General features: G+C 71.2%; 20 protein-coding genes. 7 read left to right on the top strand and 13 right to left on the bottom strand.

From position 1 onward, the window contains the following. Positions 1-29: 29 nt before the first annotated feature. Positions 30-890, top strand: a complete 861-nt coding sequence (locus ACYBSK_RS00365; RefSeq protein ID WP_460244782.1) for a YhjD/YihY/BrkB family envelope integrity protein — start codon at positions 30-32, stop codon at positions 888-890. 40 nt (positions 891-930) lie between these two features. On the opposite strand, the gene ACYBSK_RS00360 is transcribed toward ACYBSK_RS00365, so the two are convergent. After that, on the bottom strand, positions 931-2,433 hold the full coding sequence (locus ACYBSK_RS00360; protein ID WP_460244781.1) for an FG-GAP-like repeat-containing protein: 1,503 nt from the start codon (positions 2,431-2,433) through the stop codon (positions 931-933). A 190-nt stretch (positions 2,434-2,623) separates the two neighbouring features. Between ACYBSK_RS00360 and ACYBSK_RS00355 the strand changes: the two genes are divergently transcribed. Then, complete coding sequence (locus tag ACYBSK_RS00355; protein ID WP_457474775.1) at positions 2,624-3,124, top strand: LURP-one-related/scramblase family protein; 501 nt, start codon at positions 2,624-2,626, stop codon at positions 3,122-3,124. A gap of 138 nt (positions 3,125-3,262) precedes the next feature. Here ACYBSK_RS00355 and ACYBSK_RS00350 read toward each other — a convergent pair whose 3' ends face one another. Then, complete coding sequence (locus ACYBSK_RS00350) at positions 3,263-4,075, bottom strand: carbon-nitrogen family hydrolase (protein WP_460244780.1); 813 nt, start codon at positions 4,073-4,075, stop codon at positions 3,263-3,265. A gap of 180 nt (positions 4,076-4,255) precedes the next feature. Here ACYBSK_RS00350 and ACYBSK_RS00345 point away from each other — a divergent pair, with 180 nt between their 5' ends. Next, positions 4,256-5,080, top strand: a complete 825-nt coding sequence (locus tag ACYBSK_RS00345; RefSeq protein WP_460244779.1) for a maleylpyruvate isomerase family mycothiol-dependent enzyme — start codon at positions 4,256-4,258, stop codon at positions 5,078-5,080. 70 nt (positions 5,081-5,150) lie between these two features. Here ACYBSK_RS00345 and ACYBSK_RS00340 read toward each other — a convergent pair whose 3' ends face one another. Together ACYBSK_RS00340 and ACYBSK_RS00335 are read right to left on the bottom strand one after the other, a co-directional pair. After that, positions 5,151-6,473, bottom strand: coding sequence for an MFS transporter (locus ACYBSK_RS00340; protein WP_460244778.1), 1,323 nt, complete (start codon positions 6,471-6,473; stop codon positions 5,151-5,153). Next, positions 6,470-7,141, bottom strand: a complete 672-nt coding sequence (locus ACYBSK_RS00335) for a GntR family transcriptional regulator (protein WP_460244777.1) — start codon at positions 7,139-7,141, stop codon at positions 6,470-6,472. Before ACYBSK_RS00335 ends, ACYBSK_RS00340 begins: the two co-directional genes overlap by 4 nt. Before the next feature lie 153 nt (positions 7,142-7,294). On the opposite strand from ACYBSK_RS00335, the gene ACYBSK_RS00330 reads away from it, so the two are divergent. Continuing rightward, on the top strand, positions 7,295-8,173 hold the full coding sequence (locus tag ACYBSK_RS00330; RefSeq protein ID WP_457474770.1) for a D-alanyl-D-alanine carboxypeptidase family protein: 879 nt from the start codon (positions 7,295-7,297) through the stop codon (positions 8,171-8,173). Between the two features lie 108 nt (positions 8,174-8,281). Here the strand turns inward: ACYBSK_RS00330 and ACYBSK_RS00325 are convergent, their stop codons facing one another. From ACYBSK_RS00325 to pdhA, 3 genes are read right to left on the bottom strand one after another with little or no spacing between them, the layout of a single operon-like run. After that, positions 8,282-9,610, bottom strand: a complete 1,329-nt coding sequence (locus ACYBSK_RS00325; protein WP_460244776.1) for a dihydrolipoamide acetyltransferase family protein — start codon at positions 9,608-9,610, stop codon at positions 8,282-8,284. Positions 9,611-9,624: 14 nt separating this feature from the next. After that, entirely contained in the window at positions 9,625-10,605 is a 981-nt protein-coding gene (locus ACYBSK_RS00320; RefSeq protein WP_457474768.1) for an alpha-ketoacid dehydrogenase subunit beta, read from the bottom strand. 5 nt (positions 10,606-10,610) lie between these two features. Next, complete coding sequence (gene pdhA, locus ACYBSK_RS00315; RefSeq protein WP_460244775.1) at positions 10,611-11,819, bottom strand: pyruvate dehydrogenase (acetyl-transferring) E1 component subunit alpha; 1,209 nt, start codon at positions 11,817-11,819, stop codon at positions 10,611-10,613. A gap of 370 nt (positions 11,820-12,189) precedes the next feature. Between pdhA and ACYBSK_RS00310 the strand changes: the two genes are divergently transcribed. Together ACYBSK_RS00310 and ACYBSK_RS00305 are read left to right on the top strand one after the other, a co-directional pair. Then, on the top strand, positions 12,190-12,849 hold the full coding sequence (locus ACYBSK_RS00310) for a response regulator (protein WP_457474767.1): 660 nt from the start codon (positions 12,190-12,192) through the stop codon (positions 12,847-12,849). 84 nt (positions 12,850-12,933) lie between these two features. Beyond that, the gene (locus ACYBSK_RS00305) at positions 12,934-13,443 is read left to right on the top strand and encodes a pyridoxamine 5'-phosphate oxidase family protein (protein WP_460244774.1); all 510 of its coding nucleotides are present in this window, start codon (positions 12,934-12,936) and stop codon (positions 13,441-13,443) included. A 35-nt stretch (positions 13,444-13,478) separates the two neighbouring features. On the opposite strand, the gene ACYBSK_RS00300 is transcribed toward ACYBSK_RS00305, so the two are convergent. Continuing rightward, on the bottom strand, positions 13,479-15,050 hold the full coding sequence (locus ACYBSK_RS00300; RefSeq protein WP_460244773.1) for a protein kinase domain-containing protein: 1,572 nt from the start codon (positions 15,048-15,050) through the stop codon (positions 13,479-13,481). Between the two features lie 491 nt (positions 15,051-15,541). Then, entirely contained in the window at positions 15,542-16,090 is a 549-nt protein-coding gene (locus tag ACYBSK_RS00295) for a bacterial proteasome activator family protein (protein WP_457474764.1), read from the bottom strand. 162 nt (positions 16,091-16,252) lie between these two features. Here ACYBSK_RS00295 and ACYBSK_RS00290 point away from each other — a divergent pair, with 162 nt between their 5' ends. Then, positions 16,253-16,645, top strand: a complete 393-nt coding sequence (locus ACYBSK_RS00290; protein ID WP_457474763.1) for a hypothetical protein — start codon at positions 16,253-16,255, stop codon at positions 16,643-16,645. Between the two features lie 42 nt (positions 16,646-16,687). On the opposite strand, the gene ACYBSK_RS00285 is transcribed toward ACYBSK_RS00290, so the two are convergent. The 4 genes from ACYBSK_RS00285 to ACYBSK_RS00270 all read right to left on the bottom strand — a co-directional run bounded on the left by ACYBSK_RS00285 (position 16,688) and on the right by ACYBSK_RS00270 (position 21,466). Continuing rightward, positions 16,688-17,668 (bottom strand): NAD(P)H-quinone oxidoreductase, encoded by a 981-nt coding sequence (locus ACYBSK_RS00285; RefSeq protein WP_460244772.1) that lies wholly within the window; start codon positions 17,666-17,668, stop codon positions 16,688-16,690. A 215-nt stretch (positions 17,669-17,883) separates the two neighbouring features. Next, positions 17,884-18,981 carry a potassium channel family protein gene (locus ACYBSK_RS00280; RefSeq protein ID WP_457474761.1) on the bottom strand — a complete coding sequence of 366 codons (1,098 nt, stop codon included), beginning with the start codon at positions 18,979-18,981 and terminating at the stop codon, positions 17,884-17,886. After that, positions 18,978-20,582, bottom strand: a complete 1,605-nt coding sequence (locus ACYBSK_RS00275) for a molybdopterin molybdotransferase MoeA (protein ID WP_460244771.1) — start codon at positions 20,580-20,582, stop codon at positions 18,978-18,980. The genes ACYBSK_RS00280 and ACYBSK_RS00275 overlap by 4 nt, the downstream gene beginning before the upstream one ends. After that, the gene (locus ACYBSK_RS00270) at positions 20,579-21,466 is read right to left on the bottom strand and encodes an NTP transferase domain-containing protein (protein WP_460244770.1); all 888 of its coding nucleotides are present in this window, start codon (positions 21,464-21,466) and stop codon (positions 20,579-20,581) included. Before ACYBSK_RS00270 ends, ACYBSK_RS00275 begins: the two co-directional genes overlap by 4 nt. Position 21,467 lies beyond the last annotated feature (1 nt).

Genomic DNA, 21,467 nt, shown 5'->3' with positions numbered 1-21,467 from the left:
GGGCGGATCGTGGCCGACGCTGAACAGCTATGAGCGTAAGCAGCGGGCGCATCGGCCGGACCGTCCAGTGGGCCACCGACCGGGTCGGGACCGCCCGGGAACGGTTCCCCTTCGTCACCCGCGTCTCCCAGCAGATCGTGGCCGTGAGTCTGCTCGACTCCGCGACGCGGCTGGCGGCGCAGGCGTTCCTGACGGCGATCCCGGTGCTGTTCGTGGTCGCCGCCTTCGCGCCGTCGGCCGTGCGCGAGCAGCTGCTGGACTCCTCGCGGACCGCGATCGGGCTGAGCGACGACTCGCTGGCGCAGCTGCGGCAGGTCTACGAGGCGGACGGCTCCGGCACCCGGGAGACCTCGGGGGTGGTCGGAGTGCTGGTCACGCTGTTGTCGGCGACCGCGTGCAGCCGGGCGTTGCAGCGGCTGTGCGAGCGGTCGTGGCGGCTGCCGGCGGCGGGGCTGCGGCTCGTGGCGTGGCGGTGGCTGGCGTGGCTGGGGGTGTGGCTGACGGCGATCCTCGCGCAGGGCCTGCTGCGCGACGGGTTCGGGGCGGGCGCGTGGCTCGGGCTCGCGCTGACGTACGTGTCGAGCGTGCTGCTGTGGTGGTGGACGCAGCACCTGCTGCTGGGGAGCCGGGTGGCGTGGCTGCCGCTGCTGCCGGGGGCGCTGCTCACCGGGGCGGGCGTGGTCACGCTGTCGTGGGCCTCGCATCTGTACATGCCGCGCGTGCTGGACCGCTCGCTGGCGCAATTCGGCCCGTTCGGGCTGGTGTTCAGCCTGCTGTCGTGGCTGATCGTGCTGTTCACGGTGGTGTCCGTGGGGATCGCGGTGGGGTACGTCGTCGCGCGCGAGCGGCCGGTCGCGCGGCTGCTGCGATGGGCCCCGGAGTCGTCGTGACCTCCGGGGCCCGGCAGCGGGTGGCTACCGCGGCACGTGACTACCGCAGCGGGTTGCCGAAGAGGGCCTTGGTGTCCGGGGCGCCGAGGTCCTTCGGGTTCACCGCGACCGAGCCGGTCGCCGTGACACCGGTGGCGGTGCCGGGGAACGACCAGACGGCGCCGGACGACTCGTTCTCGCCCGTGGCGGAGACGGCGAGGTCGCGGTGGCCGTCACCGTTGGTGTCGAGCAGCTGGCAGCCGGAGCCGAACAGGTCGCCCGACTCGGCGACGCCGGGCACGTCCGCGGTGTTCTGGTTGAACACCTGGGAGCCAGTGCCGGTCACGCCGTCCGCGGTGCCGTGCAGCAGGGCGACGGAGCCGGCGTCGGTGAGGCCGCTGAAGTCCTCGCCGGGGATGCCGAGGGCGACCTCGGCCTTGCCGTCGCCGTCGACGTCGGCCACGGAGACGCAGGAACCGAGGTGGTCCCCGTCCTCCTGGGCGCCGTAGAAGCCGGGCAGGCTCTGGTCGAAGGTCTGCGTGGCATCGTTGTCGAGGCCGTTCGCGGAGCCGTACGCGACGGTGACCTTCTGCATCGTGTCGCCGATGTCGGAGTCCTGGGGGTCGGAGCCGACGACCAGGTCGTCGATGCCGTCGCCGTTGATGTCACCCGCGGCCAGTTCCCCCTGGGTCGCCGGTGCCCAACCGCGCTTGAAGCCCGAAGCGCTGCCGTAGAGCACGGTGTTGTACCACTGGCCGTCACCGTTGTAGGCACGCAGCGCGAGGTCGTCGCGGCCGTCGCCGTTGAGGTCGCCGACGGCCTTGAAGATGACCGGGCCGGTGGTCGAGTCGGGTCCGTCGACGCAGCCGGAGGGGTCGTCGACGCAGGTCGCGTCGTCCTGGCCGTAGCCCCACCACTCGGACTTGTCCATGAAGTTCAGCTTCTGGGCGGGGGCGCCGGCGCGGGAGACCGGGCCCTTCCACAGGGCGGCGGGCTGGTGCTCGGGGTCGTCGCCGTAGCTGCCCATGTCGCCGAGGAGCGCCAGGTCGGCCTTGCCGTCGCCGTCGAAGTCGCCGATCTGCGGCGACCTTCCGTAGGTGGCTATCTTGGTGCCGCCGGTCAGGCCCGAGGCGGAGCCCCAGACGATGACGCCGCCCGCGTCCTTGCTCTTGGAGCCGATGACGAGGTCGGCGTAGCCGTCGCCGTCCAGGTCGCCCTTGGTGAGCCACTGGCCGAACGCTTCCTTGGCGGTGGCCGAGCCGGGGATGCCGGTGGTGGAGCGGGAGATCACCTTCTTGTTCGCGGCGTTCAGCCCGTTCGCCGAGCCGTAGGTGACGGCGACGTAGCCGGCGCCGGCCTGGCTGGAGACGGTGCCGCCGGGCGCCGCGGTGACGAGGTCGGCGTAGCCGTCGCCGTTGAAGTCGTCCGCGGGAGCGGCCTTTCCTGCCGCGGTGGCCGCCTGTGCGGGAGCCAGGGACACGGCGGTGAGCCCGCCCGCGACGAGAGCCGCGGCCGCCATGCCGACACGGATCCGGCGGACACTGTGGGGTCGTGCGCGCAACATGTGGTTCCTTCGGTCGTAAGGTCACGTCCACCTCTTACGACCCTGGGGCCCCACCGGTGGTTGCACCCGGCATCGAACTCGTGTGCTCTGTAGACGTTCTGAGACATATTCACGAAGCCCGTTCCTCCATCCGGCCCGAAGAAGTGCCGGGGTGGGGGTCCACGGCGCCGGTCGGGGGCACTCTCGACGTATGCGCTACGAAGTGAGAGAGCGGATCCTCGGGATCGGCGAGGACTACTGGATCGAGGACGAGCAGGGCCGCAAGGCGTTCCTCGTCGACGGCAAGGCGATGCGGCTGCGGGACACCTTCGAGCTCAAGGGGCCCGACGGGCAGGTCCTCATCGACATCCACAAGAAGGTCTTCGCGCTGCGCGACACGATGGTGATCGAGCGCGGCGACGAGGAGCTGGCCCGGGTCAAGCGCAAGCGGCTGTCACTGCTGCGCAACCACTACCGCGTGCAGCTCGCGGACGGCAGTACGGAACTCGACGTCAGCGGGAAGATCCTCGACCGGGAGTTCGCCGTCGAGTACGAGGGTGAGCTGCTCGCCGAGATCTCGCGGAGGTGGCTGCGCGTCCGGGACACCTACGGCGTGAACGTCGTCCGCGACGACGCCGACCCCGCGCTCATCATCGCGGTCGCGGTCTGCGTCATCCACCTCGCGGAAAAGGAACGGGGGGTGGTCGACTGACCCCGGGGCACATAGAGCCTTTGAGGAACGGGGGCTGAGGACTGGCCCCGGCCACATAGAGCCCCTCCGGCGATTGAGGAGCGGGGTCCGGGGCGGAGCCCCGTGGCGTAGGCAGCGACGACGTGGCGGGGGCGGGGCTCAGCCCCGGGTACGCGGCGCCTCCAGGCCGAGGACACGGTCCTTCAGCGCGGGGAACCGGTCACGCGTGACCCCGACGCTCGCCGGATCGAACTCCACCCGCAACACCTCCTCCCCGGCCCCCGCCTCCGCGAGCACCTCACCCCACGGATCGACCACGACGCTGCACCCCGCCTGCGGCACCCCCGCATGCGCCCCGGCGCTCCCGCACGCCAGCACGTACGCCTGGTTCTCGACGGCCCGCGCCCTCGCCAGCAGCGACCAGTGCGCACGCCGCCGCTCCGGCCACCCCGCCGACACCACGAGCGTCTGCGCCCCCCGGTCGACCAACCCCCGGTACAGCTCGGGGAACCGCAGGTCGTAGCAGGTGGACACCCCCACCACGGTCTCCGGCAGCCGCACGGTCACCAGTTCCGCGCCCGCGCTCATCAGCACGGCCTCGCCCTTGTCGAAGCCGAACCGGTGGATCTTCCGGTAGGCGGCGGCGAGTTCACCGTCGGGGGAGAGGACGAGCGAGGTGTTGTACAGCGGCCCCTCGGGGTCCCGCTCGGGGATCGACCCGGCGTGCAGCCAGACTCCGGCGTCCCGCGCCGCCTTGGACATCGCCTCGAAGGTGGGCCCGTCCAGCGGCTCGGCCTCCTGTGCGAACGACTCGTAGGCGAACGCCCCGGTCGTCCACAGCTCGGGCAGCACGACGAGATCCGCGGCCCCCGCCTCGTCCCGCACCAGCGAACTCACGCGCTCACGACGCTCGTTGACCGATTCGGCCGTCTTGTCGTCATTTACCGCGATCTGGATGAGCGAGGCGCGCACACTACCACCGTCCTGGCATTCGAGCCGTCGGCTCTACGTCAACAACAGCCCTGCGTTCGTCACACCAAAGCACTGCCGGGGTGCCTACGGGCAGCGTAACTTAGCCTCTCAAGACACCCGCCGCCCGCGCTCGTCGCTCATCTAAACGCCCGTGTACAACCGCTCGAGGGGTCCCCTTCCGTGAGTCTCCACCCCAGCCTTCAGACCTACGCCGATGCCTGGACCCACTCCGTGGAAGCGATATCCGAGCTGGTCACACCGCTCGCCGAGGGGGAGTGGAACCGGGCCACACCGTGCCCCGGCTGGTCGGTGCGGGACATCGTCTCGCACGTGATCGGCGCCGACTGCGAGATGCTCGGCGACCCGCGGCCGATCCACACGCTGCCGCGCGACCTCTACCACGTACAGACCGAGTCGCAGCGCTACCAAGAGGTTCAGGTCGACATCCGCCGGCACCACACGGCACCCGAAATGGTGTCCGAACTGGAGTACACGATCATCCGGCGCTCGCGGCACCTGCGGAACGACTCGCGGGAGCCGTCGGCCATCGTGCGCGGGCCGCGCGGCATCGAGGAGACGCTCGAATTCGCCATGCGGCGGCGGGCGTTCGACATCTGGGTGCACGAGCAGGACCTGCGCTGGGCCCTCGGCAGGCCCGGCAACCTCGACTCCCCGGGCGCGTACGTCACCCGTGACCTGCTGCTGTCCGTCCTGCCGAAGGTCGTCGCGAAGGACGCGGAGGCACCGGCGAACTCGGCGGTCGTGTTCGACGTCCACGGGCCCGTCGAGTTCCTGCGGACGGTCCGGGTCGACGGGGACGGCAAGGGGACCATAGACGGTTCCCCCTCGCTCGGCCCGGCCGCGACGATCACCCTGGACTGGGAGTCGTACGTCCGGCTCTCCTGCGGTCGCGTCACGCCGGAGTCGGTGGCGGACCGGATCAAGACGGAGGGCGACGCGGAGCTGGCCTCCGCGATCCTCACGGCCCTGCGCGTGACGCCCTGACGCCACGCCACGGGGGCCTCGCGACCGGGACGGCCGGCCGCCGCCCCGACCGGGACGCCCCCGCGCGAGGTCACACGGGGACGTGCACCGACGCCACCCGCGACGCCACCAGCCGCTCCCGCTCGGCGCGGGCCGCCCGCTTGCGCAGCCGCAGGATCTGGCTCACCCCGAGCGCTTCGAGGACGAACACCGCGGAGAACGCCACGCGGTAGTTCTCACCGGTCGCGTCGAGGAGCACGCCGACCGCGAGCAGCGTCGTCATGGAGGCGATGAAGCCGCCCATGTTGACGATCCCGGACGCCGTCCCCTGCCGCTCCGGCGGATTCGCCGGCCGCGCGAAGTCGAACCCGATCATCGACGCGGGACCGCACGCCCCGAGCACCACGCACATCAGCACCAGCAGCCACATCGGCGCCCGCCCCGGCCACACCACCGGCATCGCCCACATCACCGCGGTCGCTCCCACGGTGCCGAGCGCCAGCGGCAGGCGCGCCGAGTGGTGCCGCGCCACGATCTGCCCGTACACGAGCCCCACGACCATGTTGGACAGGACGACGAGCGTCAGCAGCTCACCGGCCGTGCCCCGCGAGAGCCCCTGCGCCTCCACCAGGAACGGCAGCCCCCACAGCAGCAGGAACACCATCGCCGGGAACTGCGTGGAGAAGTGCACCCACAGCCCGAGCCGCGTCCCGGCCTCCCGCCACGTCGCCGCGATCTGTCCGCGCACGTAGGCGGCGCCCTTGTGCGTGGCCTGCGCGGGCGGGGGCTCGTGGCCCTCGGGGTGGTCCTTGAGGAACAGCAGCATCAGCACGAGCACCACGACACCGGCGAGCGCGCTGCCCGCGAACGCGGCCGTCCACCCGATCCCGTGCAGCAGCCGCGCGATGACGAGCGTGGAGACGAGGTTGCCGGCCATGCCGACGAGCCCCGCGAGCTGCGCCACCAGCGGCCCGCGCCGCGCCGGGAACCACCGCGTGCCGAGCCGCAGCACGCTGATGAACGTCATGGCGTCACCGCAGCCCAGCAGGGCCCGCGAGACCAGCGCCATCCCGTACGAGGACGAGAACGCGAAGCCGATCTGCCCGACGGTGAACAGCACCACGCCGAGCGTCAGGACCTTCTTGGTGCCGAGCCGGTCGACCATCAGGCCGACGGGTATCTGCATGCCCGCGTACACGAGCAGCTGGAGGATCGAGAACGTCGACAGGGCCGAGGCGTTGATGTGGAAGCGCTCGACGGCGTCGAGGCCCGCGACGCCCAGCGACGTGCGGAAGATGACGGCGACGAAGTAGACGGCGACGCCGATGGACCAGACGGCGACGGCCCGCCGCCCGCCGGGCGGATCGCCGGGCAGGGACAGCGAGGGGGAGGACGGGGAGGCGGCAGCGCTCATCGTTCGTCACCCCGCGCCAGGCTCCGCACCCAGCTGACGTGCCGGCGCACGACGGCGACGGCGGCCTCCTCGTCCCCGGCGCGCAGCGCGTCGAGGATCTCGGCGTGCTCGGCGAGCGTCTTCGCGATGCGGTCGGGGTGCGAGCGCATCACGGCGACGCCCATCCTCAGCTGCCGGTCGCGCAGCTGGTCGTAGAGGCGGGAGAGGATCTCGTTGCCCCCGCTGCGGACGATCTCCGCGTGGAAGCAGCGGTCGGTGGTGGCGGCCTCGGTGAACTGCCCGGCGGCGGCCTGCGCCCGCTGCTCCTCCAGCAGTTCCTCCAGGCGCGCGACGAGCCGCGGCCGGGCCGGGAAGGCCTTGCGCACCGCGTGCTCCTCGACGAGCAGCCGGGTCTCCACGACGTCCTCGATCTCCTGCGCGGAGACCGGCAGGACGAGCGCGCCCTTCTTCGGGTAGAGCTTGAGCAGCCCCTCGACCTCCAGCTTGAGCAGCGCCTCCCGTACGGGTGTGCGGGACACCCCGACGGCCTCGGCGAGCTCGCCCTCGGTGAGGAGCGTGCCGCCTTCGTAGCTGCGTTCGAGAACGCCTCGTTTCACGTGGTCGTAGACGCGCTCGGCGGCGGGTGGACGCTTCTCGATGGCGGCCTTTTCAGTGACGGTCGCAGGCATGCGCACATCATAGATACATCACGTACGCAAGCCGAGGGGCGTCCAGGATTCGGGACGCTCCCCGCACGCAACCACTCGTGCTCCTCACGTGTCTCACAGTGCGCGGCCCCATCCCCAAGAGGCCGCATTTCAGGGACATTTGGAGCTCTCCACTTGAAAATTCGCATAGCGGGCACAGCAGTCCTCGTCGCGAGCACCGTGCTCGCCGGCGGGGCCCTGACCACCACCGCTCAGGCCGCCACCGCACCGGCCAAGCCGAGCATCGCCGCGGCGGGCGGTTACGTGATGAACAACGGGACCGGTTCGAGCCTGTACACGAAGGGCGCGGACACCCGCAGATCCACCGGTTCCACCACCAAGATCATGACCGCGAAGGTGGTGCTGGCCCAGAGCAATCTGAACCTGGACTCCAAGGTCACGATCCAGAAGGCGTACAGCGACTACATCGTCAAGAACACGGCGTCGTCGGCCCGCCTGATCGTCGGCGACAAGGTCACCGTCCGCCAGCTCCTGTACGGGCTGATGCTGCCGTCGGGCTGCGACGCGGCGTACGCGCTCGCGGACAAGTTCGGCTCGGGCTCGACCCGTGCGGCGCGCGTGAAGTCCTTCATCGGCAAGATGAACAAGGCCGCGACGAGCATGGGCCTGCGCAACACGCACTTCGACTCGTTCGACGGCATCGGCCACGGCTCCAACTACTCGACGCCGCGGGACCTCACGAAGATCGCGTCGTCGGCGATGAAGAGCTCGACGTTCCGGTCGATCGTGAAGACGAAGTCGACGAAGCAGAAGGTCACGACGAAGTCCGGCGGCTACCGGTACATGTCGTGGTCGAACACGAACAACCTGCTCGGCTCCTACTCCGGCACCATCGGCGTCAAGACCGGCTCCGGCCCGCAGGCGGGCTACTGCCTGGTCTTCGCGGCGACCCGCAGCGGCAAGACCGTGATCGGCACGGTCCTGAAGTCGACGTCCGTCAACGCACGGACGTCGGACGCCAAGAAGCTGATGGACTACGGCTTCAAGAAGTAGCGATTGAAGCCCCTCCGGGGGCCGTTGAAGCCCCTCCGGCGATTGAGGAGCGGGGTCCGGGGCAGCGCCCCGAGGCCGCAACCCCGTCGCCGGAGGGGCTTCAGACACTCACGCCCAGGTGATGAGCCGCTTGGGCCGCTCCAGAACCGCCGCCACATCGGCCAGCACCTTGGACCCCAGCTCCCCGTCCACCAACCGGTGATCGAAGGAGAGCGCGAGGGTCATGACCTGCCGCGGCTTCACCTTCCCCTTGTGCACCCACGGCTGCAGCTTGATCGCCCCGACGGCGAGGATCGCCGACTCCCCCGGGTTCAGGATCGGCGTACCGGTGTCGACCCCGAAGACCCCCACGTTGGTGATCGTGACGGTCCCGCCCTGCATCGCGGCCGGAGAGGTCCTGCCCTCACGCGCCGTGGCCACCAACTCCCCCAGGGCGGACGCCAGTTCGGGCAGGGTCTTGGCGTGCGCGTCCTTGATGTTCGGCACGATCAGACCGCGCGGCGTGGCCGCGGCGATGCCGAGGTTCACGTAGTGCTTCTGGACGATCTCCTGGTTCGCCTCGTCCCACGCGGCGTTGACCTCGGGGTTGCGCTTGATCGCGACGAGCAGCGCCTTGGCGATGAGGAGCAGCGGGTTGACCCGCAGCCCCGCCATGTCCTTGTCGCCCTTGAGCTCCTCGACGAGCTTCATCGTGCGCGTGACGTCGATCGTCACGAACTCCGTGACGTGCGGAGCCGTGAACTTCGACGCCACCATCGCCTGCGCGGTCGCCTTGCGCACACCCTTGATCGGGATCCGGGTCTCGCGCACGGTGTCGTACGACGCCGGGGCGGGAGCGGCGGTCTCCGGCGCGGCCACGGGCGCGGGCGCCTCGGGCGCCTCGGGCGCGGGCGCGACGGCGGCGTGCACGTCCTCACGGGTGATGATCCCGTCGGAACCGGAGGGGATCACGGTGGCGAGGTCGACACCGAGGTCCTTGGCGAGCTTGCGCACGGGCGGCTTGGCGAGCGGCCGGGTCAGCGTGGCCGTGCCGTTGGTGGCGGTCAGCGGGTCGGACTCGGCTCCCTTGCGGGCCCGCCGCTTCGTGGAGGACTCGGCGACGCCGTACCCCACGAGCACCGGCTGACGCCCGGACGGCGCCTCGGCCGCCTCCGGCTCGGGCTCGGCCGCGGGCGCGGGCGTGGGCGCGGGCTCCTCCCCGGCCACGTCCACCGCGATGATCACCTGGCCGACATCCACCGTCGTCCCCTCGGGGAAGAGCAGCTCCTTGACCACCCCGTCGTACGGGATCGGCAGCTCGACGGCCGCCTTCGCGGTCTCGACCTCGCACACGACCTGCCCGTCCTCGACGGTGTCGCCGGGCTGCACGTACCACTTGAGGATCTCGGCCTCGGTCAGGCCTTCGCCCACGTCGGGCATCTTGAACTCACGAGCCATGATGCAGCCCCCTCTCAGTACGCCAGCGAACGGTCGACGGCATCGAGCACCCGGTCGAGCCCCGGCAGGTACTCCTCCTCCAGGCGCGCCGGCGGATACGGCGCGTGGTACCCGCCGACCCGCAGCACGGGCGCCTCCAGGTGGTAGAAGCACCGCTCGGTGATCCGGGCGGCCAGCTCCGCGCCGGAGCCGAGGAAGACGGGGGCCTCGTGCACGACGACGAGGCGGCGCGTCTTCTCCACCGACTTCTGCACGGCGTCGAAGTCCATCGGCGAGATGGAGCGCAGGTCGAGGACCTCCAGGGACTTGCCCTCCTCCGCGGCGGCCGCGGCGGCCTCCAGGCAGACCTTCACCATCGGCCCGTAGGCGACGAGGGTGAGGTCGCTGCCCTCGCGCGCCACGGTCGCCTTGTGCAGGTCGCCGGGGACGGCCTCGGTGTCGACCTCGCCCTTGTCCCAGTAGCGCCGCTTCGGCTCGAAGAAGATCACCGGGTCGTCGCTCTGGATGGCCTGCTGGAGCATCCAGTACGCGTCGCTCGCGTTCGACGGCGAGACGACCTTGAGCCCCGACACGTGCGCGAACAGCGCCTCGGGCGACTCGCTGTGGTGCTCGACCGCGCCGATGCCGCCGCCGTACGGGATCCGGACGACGACGGGCGTCTTGACCTTGCCGAGCGCGCGGGCGTGCATCTTCGCGAGCTGCGTGACGATCTGGTCGTACGCGGGGAAGACGAAGCCGTCGAACTGGATCTCCACGACGGGCCGGTAGCCGCGCAACGCGAGGCCGATGGCCGTGCCGACGATGCCGGACTCGGCGAGCGGGGTGTCGATGACCCGGTCCTCGCCGAAGTCCTTCTGGAGCCCGTCGGTGACGCGGAAGACGCCGCCGAGCTTGCCGACGTCCTCGCCCATGACGAGGACCTTCGGGTCGTTGTCGAGCGCGGTGCGCAGCGATTCGTTGATCGCCTTCGCGATCGGGAGTTTCTGTACCGCCATGACCGTCAGGCCCCTTCCCCGTCAGTGAACGACGCCTGGTAGGCGGCGAATTGCGCGCGCTCCTCGTCGACGAGCGCGTGCCCGTCCGCGTACACGTTCTCGAAGATCGCCATGAGGTCCGGGTCCGGCATGGCCCGTACGACATCGCGTACTCGCTTGCCCAACGCCTCGCTCTCGGCGTCGAGTTCCGCGAAGAATCCCTCGTCCGTGTCCGTCTGGGACTCCAGGTACGTGCGCAGGCGCAGGATCGGGTCCTTGGCCTCCCAGGCGACGCGCTCGTCGTCGGACCGGTACTTCGACGGGTCGTCGGAGGTGGTGTGCGCGCCCATGCGGTACGTGAACGCCTCGATCAGGGCGGGGCCCTCGCCCTGCCGGGCCCGGTCCAGGGCCCAGCGGGTCACGGCGAGGCAGGCCAGCACGTCGTTGCCGTCCACGCGCACGCCGGGGAAGCCGAAGCCCTGCGCGCGCTGGTAGAGCGGCACGCGCATCTGGCGCTCGGTGGGCTCGGAGATCGCCCACTGGTTGTTCTGGCAGAAGAACACGACGGGGGCGTTGTAGACGGCGCCGAAGTTGAAGGCCTCCAGGACGTCGCCCTGGCTGGAGGCGCCGTCGCCGAAGTAGGCGATCACCGAGCTGTCCGCGCCGTCCTTGGCGACGCCCATGGCGTAGCCGGTGGCGTGCAGGGTCTGCGAGCCGATGACGATCGTGTAGAGGTGGAAGTTGTTGGCTGTGGGGTCCCAGCCGCCGTGGTTGACGCCGCGGAACATGCCGAGCAGGTTCGTCGGGTCGACGCCGCGGCACCAGGCCACGCCGTGCTCACGGTAGGTCGGGAAGACGTAGTCGTCCTCGCGGGTGGCCCGCCCGGAGCCGATCTGGGCCGCCTCCTGGCCGAGCAGCGAGGCCCACAGGCCCAGCTCGCCCTGGCGTTGCAGGGCGGTGGCCTCGGCGTCGAAGCGGCGCGTGAGGACCATGTCGCGGTACAGGCCGCGCAGCTCGTCGTCGGTGATGCCGGCGACGTACCGGTCGTACTCGGGGTTCTTGACCCGCTTGCCCTCTGGGGTCAGCAGCTGCACCAGGTCGCTCTGGGGCGCCTTGGCGGCGGCGGCCGTGGTCTTGCCGGGGGATTTCTTCGCAGACTTCTTCGCAGCGGCCCGCTTGCGCGGCGGGTTCGCCTTCTGCGCAGCGGCAGTGCTGTCGGCACTGTCTACGGTCACGTGTGCTCCTCCGTCGGTCCGGCCCCGGGATTGCCGGATGGCCAGTCGGCTCGGCTCGCCTGATCCGTCCACGCACGGGGTGGGTGCGAGGCGCCGGCAACAGGCGTGACAAGTGCTCCGGCAAGCACCCTTCACCCAGCACGTTACCCAGTGGGTCACACATCTGCGAAACCCCATCTGACCTGCGATTTTGCTTGGATTTCCAAGTAGTTCGTTGGTTGGATTTCCTAGTATTCGCACGAAAGACGAAGCGCCGCAGGTCACAGCTGTGCGACACGTACTGGATCTCAGCCTGGCAGGGGGCCGGAACACCGGCACGTTATCCCGGTCACCCAGCGCGCGGGAAGGGTTCGTGTGTGAGACTGAATCCGTGCGCGAAGACGGAAAAATCCACGTATTTCTGCTCGACGACCACGAGGTGGTCCGCCGCGGCGTCCACGAGCTGCTGTCGGTCGAGGACGACATCGAGGTGGTCGGCGAGGCCGGCACCGCCGCCGACGCGCTGGTGCGCATCCCCGCGACCCGGCCCGACGTGGCGGTCCTCGACGTACGGCTGCCGGACGGCAGCGGCGTCGAGGTGTGCCGGGAGATCCGCTCCCAGGACGAGTCGATCCAGTGCCTGATGCTGACGTCGTTCGCGGACGACGAGGCCCTCTTCGACGCCATCATGGCCGGCGCCTCCGGCTACGTCCTGAAGGCGATCCGCGGCAATGAGCTGCTCACCGCCGTACGGGACGTCGCGGCCGGGAAGTCGCTGCTCGACCCGGTCGCCACGGCCCGCGTGCTGGAGCGGCTGCGGGACGGCGGCCGCAAGGAGGACGACAAGCTCTCCGGCCTCACCGACCAGGAGCGCAGGATCCTCGACCTGATCGGCGAGGGGATGACGAACCGGGCCATCGGCGAGCGGCTCCACCTCGCCGAGAAGACGATCAAGAACTACGTGTCCAGCCTGCTGTCGAAGCTCGGCATGGAGCGCCGCTCCCAGGCGGCGGCGTACGTGGCCCGCATGCAGGCGGAGAAGCAGCACTGACGCCCCGGGACGGGACCTAGGTCACCACGCCCTCGGGGCGGGCTCCCCTGGTCCCCGGGGGCGGCGGCGACGCACAGTGGTGACATGGCCTCCGCACCGCAGCAGGACCCGCAGCAGGACTGGGCCCGCGCTTTCGAACTGCTCGCCCGCGTGCCCTACGGCCGCGTCGCGAGCAGCATGCGCGCGCTGCCCTTCCTCGCCTCCGCCCGCCACATCGTGGCCGACGGCCGCCTGCTGCTGCGCATGCACCGCGGGCACGGCTACCACGAGGCGTGCGTCGGCGGCGTCGTCGCGTACGGGGCGGACAACCTGGGCCAGGAGACCCCCGAGGACGAAAGCCAGTGGTCGGTGCAGTGCGTCGGCACCTGCGACCAGATCACCCCGACCCCCACCGACCTCACCCTCTTCGGCCCCACCGCCTCCGACCCGGTCTACCTATGCGTCACCCCGCAGTTCGTGACGGTGCACGAACTACGGGGTGGATCTGCCGCTTCAAGCCCCTCCGACGGTCGAGACCTTTCAAGCCCCTCCGGCGGTCGAGCCCTTTCAAGCCCCTCCGGCGGTCGAGCCCTTTCAAGCCCCTCCGGCGATTGAGGAGCGGGGTCCGGGGCGGAGCCCCGCGAGCGCACCTACTCGGTGCCGTCACCCCCACCGGTGTCCCCACCGGTGGTGGCCGTCGGCTCGGAACTGCCACCGTTCCCCCCACCGGTCGGCGTCTCCGGATCCGGCTCCTCCGGCGTCTCACTCGTCTCCTCCGACTGCGTCGGCGTCGGCTGAGTCGCGTCGTCCGTCGGCTCCTGCGACTGCGTCGGAGACGGATTCGTCGTGGTCGGCGCTTGCGTCGGCGTGTACCCGGTGTCCCCACCCGTACTGGTGCCCGGCAGCTCCGTCGCCCCCTCGGAGGCGTCGTCCTCCGCCGACTCGCTCGGCTCCGAGGACTTCTTCGACTCCGTCGCGCTCGGCGACTTCTTGTTGCCGGGGTCCTTGCCCCCGCCGTCGTCACCACTGAGCGCCCACGCGACCCCCACCGCGATGGCGATCACCGCGAGCACGGCGACGATCCACAGCTTCCCGCGGCCCCCACCGCCCCGGTTCCCGCTGCCGTCGAAGCCGCCGTCGTCGCCACCCGGCGGCCGCAGCATCGGCTGCGCGGCCGTGCCGGAGTCGCCGGGGTGCTGCATCGCCGTGGTCGCGGCGACGCCCATCGCGGGCGTGGAGCCGCCCTCGTGCGCGTCGACGGGACCGGTGTTCCAGGTGCCGGTGTGGCCGCCCTGCTCGTACAGCATCTGGAGCGCGTACTGGACGAGCCCGCGCATCTCCTCGGCCGTCTGGAACCGGTCGTCCGGGTCCTTGGCGAGGGAGCGCATCACGAGGCCGTTGAGCTCCGGCGGCACCTCGTCCAGGACCTCGGAAGGCACCACGGGGGTGTCCTGGACGTGCTGGTAGACCACGGACAGGGGGGTCTCACCGGTGAACGGCGGGCGCAGCGCGAGGAGTTCGTAGAGCAGGCAGCCGACGGCGTACAGGTCGGAGCGGTGGTCGACGGCCTTGCCGAGGGCCTGCTCGGGCGAGAGGTACTGGGGGGTGCCCATGACCATGCCGGTCTGCGTCATGGTCGACTGCGCGCCGTGCAGGGCGCGCGCGATGCCGAAGTCCATCACCTTCACCGCGCCGGTGTTGGTGATGATCACGTTCGCGGGCTTGATGTCGCGGTGCACGATGCCGTGCTGGTGCGAGTACGCGAGCGCTTCCAGGACACCCGAGACGATGATCAGGGCCTGCTCGGGGCCCGGCGCCTCGGCGTTGAGGAGGAGGTCGCGGATGGTGCGGCCCTCGACCAGCTCCATGACGATGTACGGCACCGTGTTCGGGCCGACGACGTCCTCGCCGGAGTCGTAGACCGCGACGACCGCGTGGTGGTTGAGCCCCGCGACCGACTGTGCCTCACGCGTGAAGCGGGCCTTGGACACGGGGTCCTCGGCGAGGTCGGAGCGGAGCAGCTTGACGGCGACCTGGCGTCCGAGGCGCACGTCCTCGGCCGCGAACACCTCCGCCATGCCGCCCCGGCCGAGTCTGTGGGTCAGCCGATACCGGCCGTCGCCCACGAGTCCGCCGTTACCCCACAATTCCGGCGCATCTGACATACCGCCGCCAGTCGCCTCGGGGTCGGACGGGCCCTGAGCGCGCTGCTGCTGTGCCATCAGTCCTCGCCGTCGTTTCTGTCCGTGCTGCCGGATCCCTATGTCGGAGTACGCGCGGTTGCGAAATACCGACTCCGTCGGGTCACGCTACAGGCTCCGGCCATGCCCCTGTTCCGAGATGGACCGGACATCCAACCCGTTGCCGTGCACGCCTTGCAAATCGTGAGAGCAATTCCTGCGACGGCCCGATGACGATTTCGTGATCACTGGGGGCGACCGGAACCTGTGCCGCTTCCGCGACTCTTGGGGCTACGTAGCGAAATGTGCCGCTACGTATTGACACATGACGGAGAGTGGCGCCCGCCCGGAGGGCCGCGCCAGCCCTCGCGCTTTGCACGTGAGAACCGGAACGCGAACGGGGGCGCCGTGACCGGTCCGGGGACGGGGACGCCCGGTGGCCAAGTTCACGCATCCGCCGGGACGCGGTCCGCACATGCGTCGGGGCCCGCCGTCCGGCGGGCCCCGATGAGCGCTTCGAATGCCTGGAGGTCCTAGAGGTACGGGCCGCCCGAGCGGCCGCCCGCGCGCGGGTCCTCGCCCTCTTCCTCGCCGCCGCCCACGCCGGGCGGCAGGGCGCGGCGCATCTGCTCCAGCTGGGCGCGGGCCGCCATCTGCTGGGCGAACAGCGTCGTCTGGATGCCGTGGAAGAGGCCCTCCAGCCAGCCCACCAACTGGGCCTGCGCGATGCGCAGTTCGGCGTCGCTGGGGATCGTCTCGTTCGTGAACGGGAGGGAGAGCCGCTCCAGCTCCTCGACGAGCTCGGGGGCGAGACCGTCCTCGAGCTCCTTGACCGAGCTGGCGTGGATCTCCTTGAGGCGCTGCCGGCTCGCTTCGTCCAGAGGAGCCGCGCGCACTTCTTCCAGCAGCTGCTTGATCATGCTGCCGATACGCATCACCTTGGCGGGCTGTTCCACCATGTCGGTCACCGGGATCTCGCGGGACTCGTCGTCACCACCGCCGCCGCCAAGCGCCATGCCGTCCTGCCCCACGACCAGGACCTGCGGGTTGTCCGGCGACTGTTCGTTCCTCGGCATCTCCATGCCGCCATTCTCTCGTACGTGGCTGTCACATCTCCGTGGTGCCCCCGTTCCGGGCTGATCCACCACGCAGGAGGCGGCACGAAACCCGGCGTGCCTGATTTATTGCGCTATGTGAGGCTGGTGGCAGACATCGGGACGAACCGGCAGCGGAAGGGGGCGTGCATGCGTCGGCTTCGGTGGGCGATGGTGACCGGACTGCTGACCGCCGTACTGCTGTCGTCGCCGACGGCGACACCCGCGGCCCTCGCCCTCCCGCCGTACGCCGCCGAGCCCTCGCCGCACGGTTCCCTGGCAGGGAGCAGGGCCGGGGTGGGGCGGACGCCACCGGGGCGCGCGCTGCCCAGCCCGACCCCCACCGGGGCCGTGGTGCCCCCGGCGCCCACCGAGCCCCCGCCGACCGTGCCGCGCGAGCCGCGTCCGGAGGAGTCCGCCACGGCCCCGCAGGCCATCGGCGAACCCGGGCCGAAACCCCTGGTGAACGTGTTGCCCCTGGGGGCGGGGCTGCTGCTCACGGGGCTCGGCATCGCGTTCCTGGCGCTGCGCCTGCGCCGCTGAGAGCCTGTGCCGCCGCCCGGCCCCGGGGCCCGTTCCCGGGTCCTACGCGTTCGTGAGCAGGACCTTGCCGATGTGGCCCGACTCCTCCAGGATCCGGTGGCCCTGCGCGGCCTCGCTCATCGGCAGCGTGCGGTCCACGATCGGCCGCACGTGGCCGCCCTCGATCAACGGCCACACGTGCTCGCGCACGGCCGCCACGACCGCCGCCTTCTCGCCCAGCGGGCGGGCCCGCAGCGTCGTCGCGGTGATGGCGCCGCGCTTGCCGAGCAGCGTGGCGATGTTCAGCTCGCCCTTCACACCGCCCTGCATGCCGATGATGGCGAGGCGGCCGTTGGTGGCGAGGGCGTCGACGTTGCGGTTCAGGTACTTGGCGCCCATGTTGTCGAGGATGACGTCGGCGCCCGCCCCGTCCGTGGCGTTCCTGATCTCCTCGACGAAGTCCTGCTCGCGGTAGTTGATGAGGATGTCCGCGCCCAGCTCCGCGCAGAAGTCGAGCTTCTCCTTGGTGCCGGCCGTCACCGCCACCTTCGCGCCGACGGACTTCGCCAGCTGGACGGCCATGGTGCCGATGCCGCTGGAGCCGCCGTGCACGAGGAAGGTCTCGCCGGGGCGCAGGTGGGCGATCATGAAGACGTTGGACCAGACGGTGCAGGTCACCTCGGGCAGCGCGGCGGCCCGGGTCAGCTCGATGCCCTTCGGCACCGGCAGCAGCTGCCCGGCCGGGACGACGACCTTCTCGGCGTAGCCGCCGCCCACGAGCAGCGCGCACACCTCGTCGCCGACCGACCAGCCGGAGACACCGGCGCCGATCGCGGCGATCCGGCCCGCGCACTCCAGTCCTGGATAGGGGGACGTGCCGGGCGGCGGGTTGTAGAAGCCCTGCCGCTGGAGCAGATCCGCGCGGTTGACGGCGCTGGCCACCACCTCGACCAAGACCTCACCCTCACCGGGCTCGGGATCACCAACCTCCGCCCACACAAGCGCCTCAGGTCCACCGGGTTCCGGAATCGTGATCGCATACATGCCCGCGAGGCTACTCCGCCGCCCCTCTTCCAAGCCCCTGCCCTCTTCAAGCCCCTGCGGCGATTGAGCAGCCCTTCCCAAGCCCGTGCGGCCTTCAAGCCCCTGCGGCGATTGAGCAGGCCTTTCAAGCCCCTGCGGCGTTTGAGCAGCGGGGTCCGGGGCGGAGCCCCGGGGGCGCAACGCCGTCGCGGCGAAACGAAACCCGCCCCCGACGGTCAGTCCCTCGGCGTCGGCTTCATATCCGGCGCCACCTGCGTCCTCGGCGTAACCCTCGTAATCGTGATGAGCCGATCCGTCGGCTTCAGCGACCCCACCGCCGAATCGTCGTACCCCAGCACCCGATGCCCCCGCACCACACTCACGACCAGGTCCTCCGTCTCCCTCGGCTGCAACCCCACCTCCGCCTTGGTGACCGTCCGCTCCACCAGATCGAGCCCGGAGCCCTTCTGGATGAGGTCCTCCATGACCATGCCTGCATGCGGACTGAGCACGGACAACCCGAGCAACCGCCCCGCCGCACTCGCACTCGTGATCACCGCATCCGCACCCGACTGCCGCAACAACGGCGCGTTCTCCTCCTCACGCACCGCGGCGACGATCTTCGCCCCCCGGTTCAGCTGCCGCGCGGTGAGCGTCACCAGCACCGCCGTGTCGTCCCGCTGCGTAGCGATGATGATCTTCCGCGCCTTCTGCACCTCGGCCTGCAACAGCACCGAGCTGCGGGTGGCATCACCCGTCACCCCCGCGTACCCGTGCGCGTTGGCGCTCTCGACGACCTTGGGGCTGGGGTCGACCACGACCACCTGCTCGGGCTTCAGGCCGCTCGCGCACACCGTCTCCACGGCGCTGCGCCCCTTGGTTCCGAAGCCGACGACGACAGTGTGGTCACGCAAGGTGGACCTCCAGCGTTTCAGGCGCCATTCCTCCCGCGTCCGCTCGGTGAGGACTTCGAGCGTCGTGCCGACCAGGATGATCAGGAAGAGCACACGCAGCGGCGTGATGACGAAGATATTGGTGAGCCGCGCCGCGTCACTGACCGGCGTGATGTCGCCGTATCCCGTGGTGGAGAGCGTGACGGTCGCGTAGTAGAACGAGTCGAGCAGGTCGACCTGGCCATCGGAGTTGTCGTTGTAGCCGTCGCTGTCGATCCACACGATCAGTGCGGTGACGACGAGCACGGTGAGCGCTATCAGCACGCGCCGGGCCACTTGGAGGAGCGGACGCTCGACGACCTGCCGGGGCAGCTTCACCCGGTAGGTCGCGGTTCGCTCTTCCTCTTGGCGTGCGATGGCGTCATCGCCGGCCAGTTTCACGTGAAACACCCTTCGTTTCCCGCCGGGTTGAGGCCGGGCAGGCCAGGATTCCACGACCACGGAAGGTCGAGGATCTCCACCTCCTGCCCTTCCTTGGCGCCGCCGGGCGGGATGACGGCGAGCCCATCGGCGGCCGCGATTCCCCGCAGCATGGCCGGACCGTTGTAGTGCAGCGGCACCGCCCACTCGTGCCCACTGCCGTCGTCCTGCCGCAGCACGACGGGGATGAGCCGGGTGTCGTGGGGATGACCGGGGGCGGGGCGGTGCAAGGGAGCGGTGTACGCCTCCGACCCGCTGTCGCCGTACGCACCCGCGTTCCGGGGAAAGTCCAACGTGAGCGTTCCGTCAGGGACTTGGCGCTGCGCCGAGCTGTGCGTCGGGTCCTGCCCCCGGCCCGAGAGCACCCGCAGCAGCGGCTCGGCGAGCGTGAGCAGACCGGAGACGGCCGCGAGCGGGTTGCCAGGGAGGCCGACGAGGTGCTGCCCCTCCTTGAGCCGGGCCAGCAGCATCGGGTGGCCGGGCCGCACCGCCACACCGTCGACGAGGAGTTCGGCCTCGACGGCGCGCAGGGTGGGGTGCACATGGTCGACGGGCCCCGACGCGGTGCCGCCGGTGGTCACGACGAGGTCGGTCCTGGCCTCCCGCACGGCCGTGAGCAGGGCCTCCGCGTCGTCTCCGAGCCTGCGTACGGCGGTCACCTCGACGCCGAGGGCGCGCAGCCAGTGCGGGAGCATCGGGCCGAGCGCGTCCCGGATGAGGCCCTCGCGGGGGAGGCCCGAGGTGAGCAACTCGTCGCCGAGGATCAGGACTTCGACGGTCGGGCGCGGGAAGACGGTCAGGCTGTCGTACCCCGCCGCCGCGGCGAGCCCGAGGACGGCCGGGGTGACGAGCGCTCCGGCGGGCAGCAGCGGCTCGCCGCTGCGGCACTCCTGTCCGCGCGGCCGGATGTCCTGGCCGTGCGCGACCTCGCGCATCGGGTGCAGCTGCCCGCCCGCGTCGAGGTGCCCGTGCTCACTGCGGATGACGGCCGTGGCCTCCGGGGGCACGCGGGCGCCGGTCGCGATCGCGGCGGCCTCGCCGTCGGCCAGCGGAACGGGCGTCTCGTGCCCGGCGAGCAGGCCCTCGCCGACCACGGCCCAGGGGCCGGGGCCCGCCACGACCCAGCCGTCCATCGCGGAGGTGTCGAAGGAGGGCAGGTCGGTCAGGGCGGTCAGGGGCGCGGCGAGGACCAGGCCGAGGGCCCGGTCGAGCGGAACGTCGACGGCTCCGCGCGGGCCGCGCTCGGCCCGCGCGGCGGTCCGGCGGGCCGCGGCCCAGGACGTCGCGGCGTGCCGGGGCTTGGGGGCGGGGACAGCACCGCCCCCGGGGGCGGCCTGCGCCTCGGAGGCGTGGCCGTGGTCGCCGGAACGGTCGTGGTGGCCGTGGCAGCCGTGGTCGGCGGTGCGGTCGCCGTCCCGGCCGCCCGAGCGATCGCCGGCGCGGGCGGCCGCGCGGTCCCGGTCGCTCGTACGGCCGCGGTTGTCGTTGGCCAGGGCGAGCGCCTCGTCCACGTCGACGTCCATCGGGTCGGCCTGCGCGGACCGCCCGTTGGGGGCGCTCATCCCGCGTCCGGCTTCGTTTCGGCCTCCGACGCGGTTTCGGCCTCCTGCACCCAGCGGTTCGCCAGCTCGGCCGCCTTCGCCGCGGCGGACGCCACGGCGTCGGGGCCGCCACCGGCCCGCGCCGCCGCGTATCCCACGAGGAACGTCGTCAGCGGCGCCGCGGGGCGCGCGACGCCGTGCGCGGCGTCACGGGCGAGGTCGAGAAGGACGCCCGTGTCGACGTCCAGGTCGATGCCCAGTTCGTTCTTGGCTGCGGTGATCCATTCGTCAAGCACTCGTCCATGCTCCCTGATACGTGACCGGGCGGCGGCGATGTCGTCCCAGGTGTCGCAGTCGAACGACGCGACGGGGTCGGTGATGCGGGTGAGACCGAGGTTACGAGTGAGCAGGCGCAGCGGCAGGCCGGTGAGGCCCCCGTGCTCCGTCGTGAGTTCCCCGAGTACCCGGCGCAGTGCCGCGTACCGGTAGACGGCGACGAGCGGCTGGTCGCGGCCGTCGCCGTCGGTGAGCAGCGCGCCGTCGGCCGCGCCGTCGCCCTCCAGGGCGTCGAGCAGCCGTCGTACGGTCGGCTCCCCCAGGAACGGCAGATCGGCGGAGAGCACGAGCACGTTCTCCGCCGCGGTGCCCCGCGCGGTGCCGAGACCCCGAACTCCCGCCTCCAGCGCGGCGAGCGGGCCCCCGCCGGGCGGTTCCTCACGCGCCCAGACGACGGGGCGGGCGGTGTCGCGCGGCTCGGCGACGACCACGGTGGCGCGGGCCCCGGCGCACGCGTGCAGGACCCGGTCGAGCAGCGCGCGGCCGCCGACCCGCACCCCGGGTTTGTCCGCGCCGCCGAGGCGCCGGGCGGCGCCTCCGGCGAGGACGATGGCGTCGTACGCGTTCATC

It is taken from the genome of Streptomyces sp. BYX5S (assembly GCF_054724165.1).
This window is presented reverse-complemented; position numbering and strand designations above follow the sequence as displayed.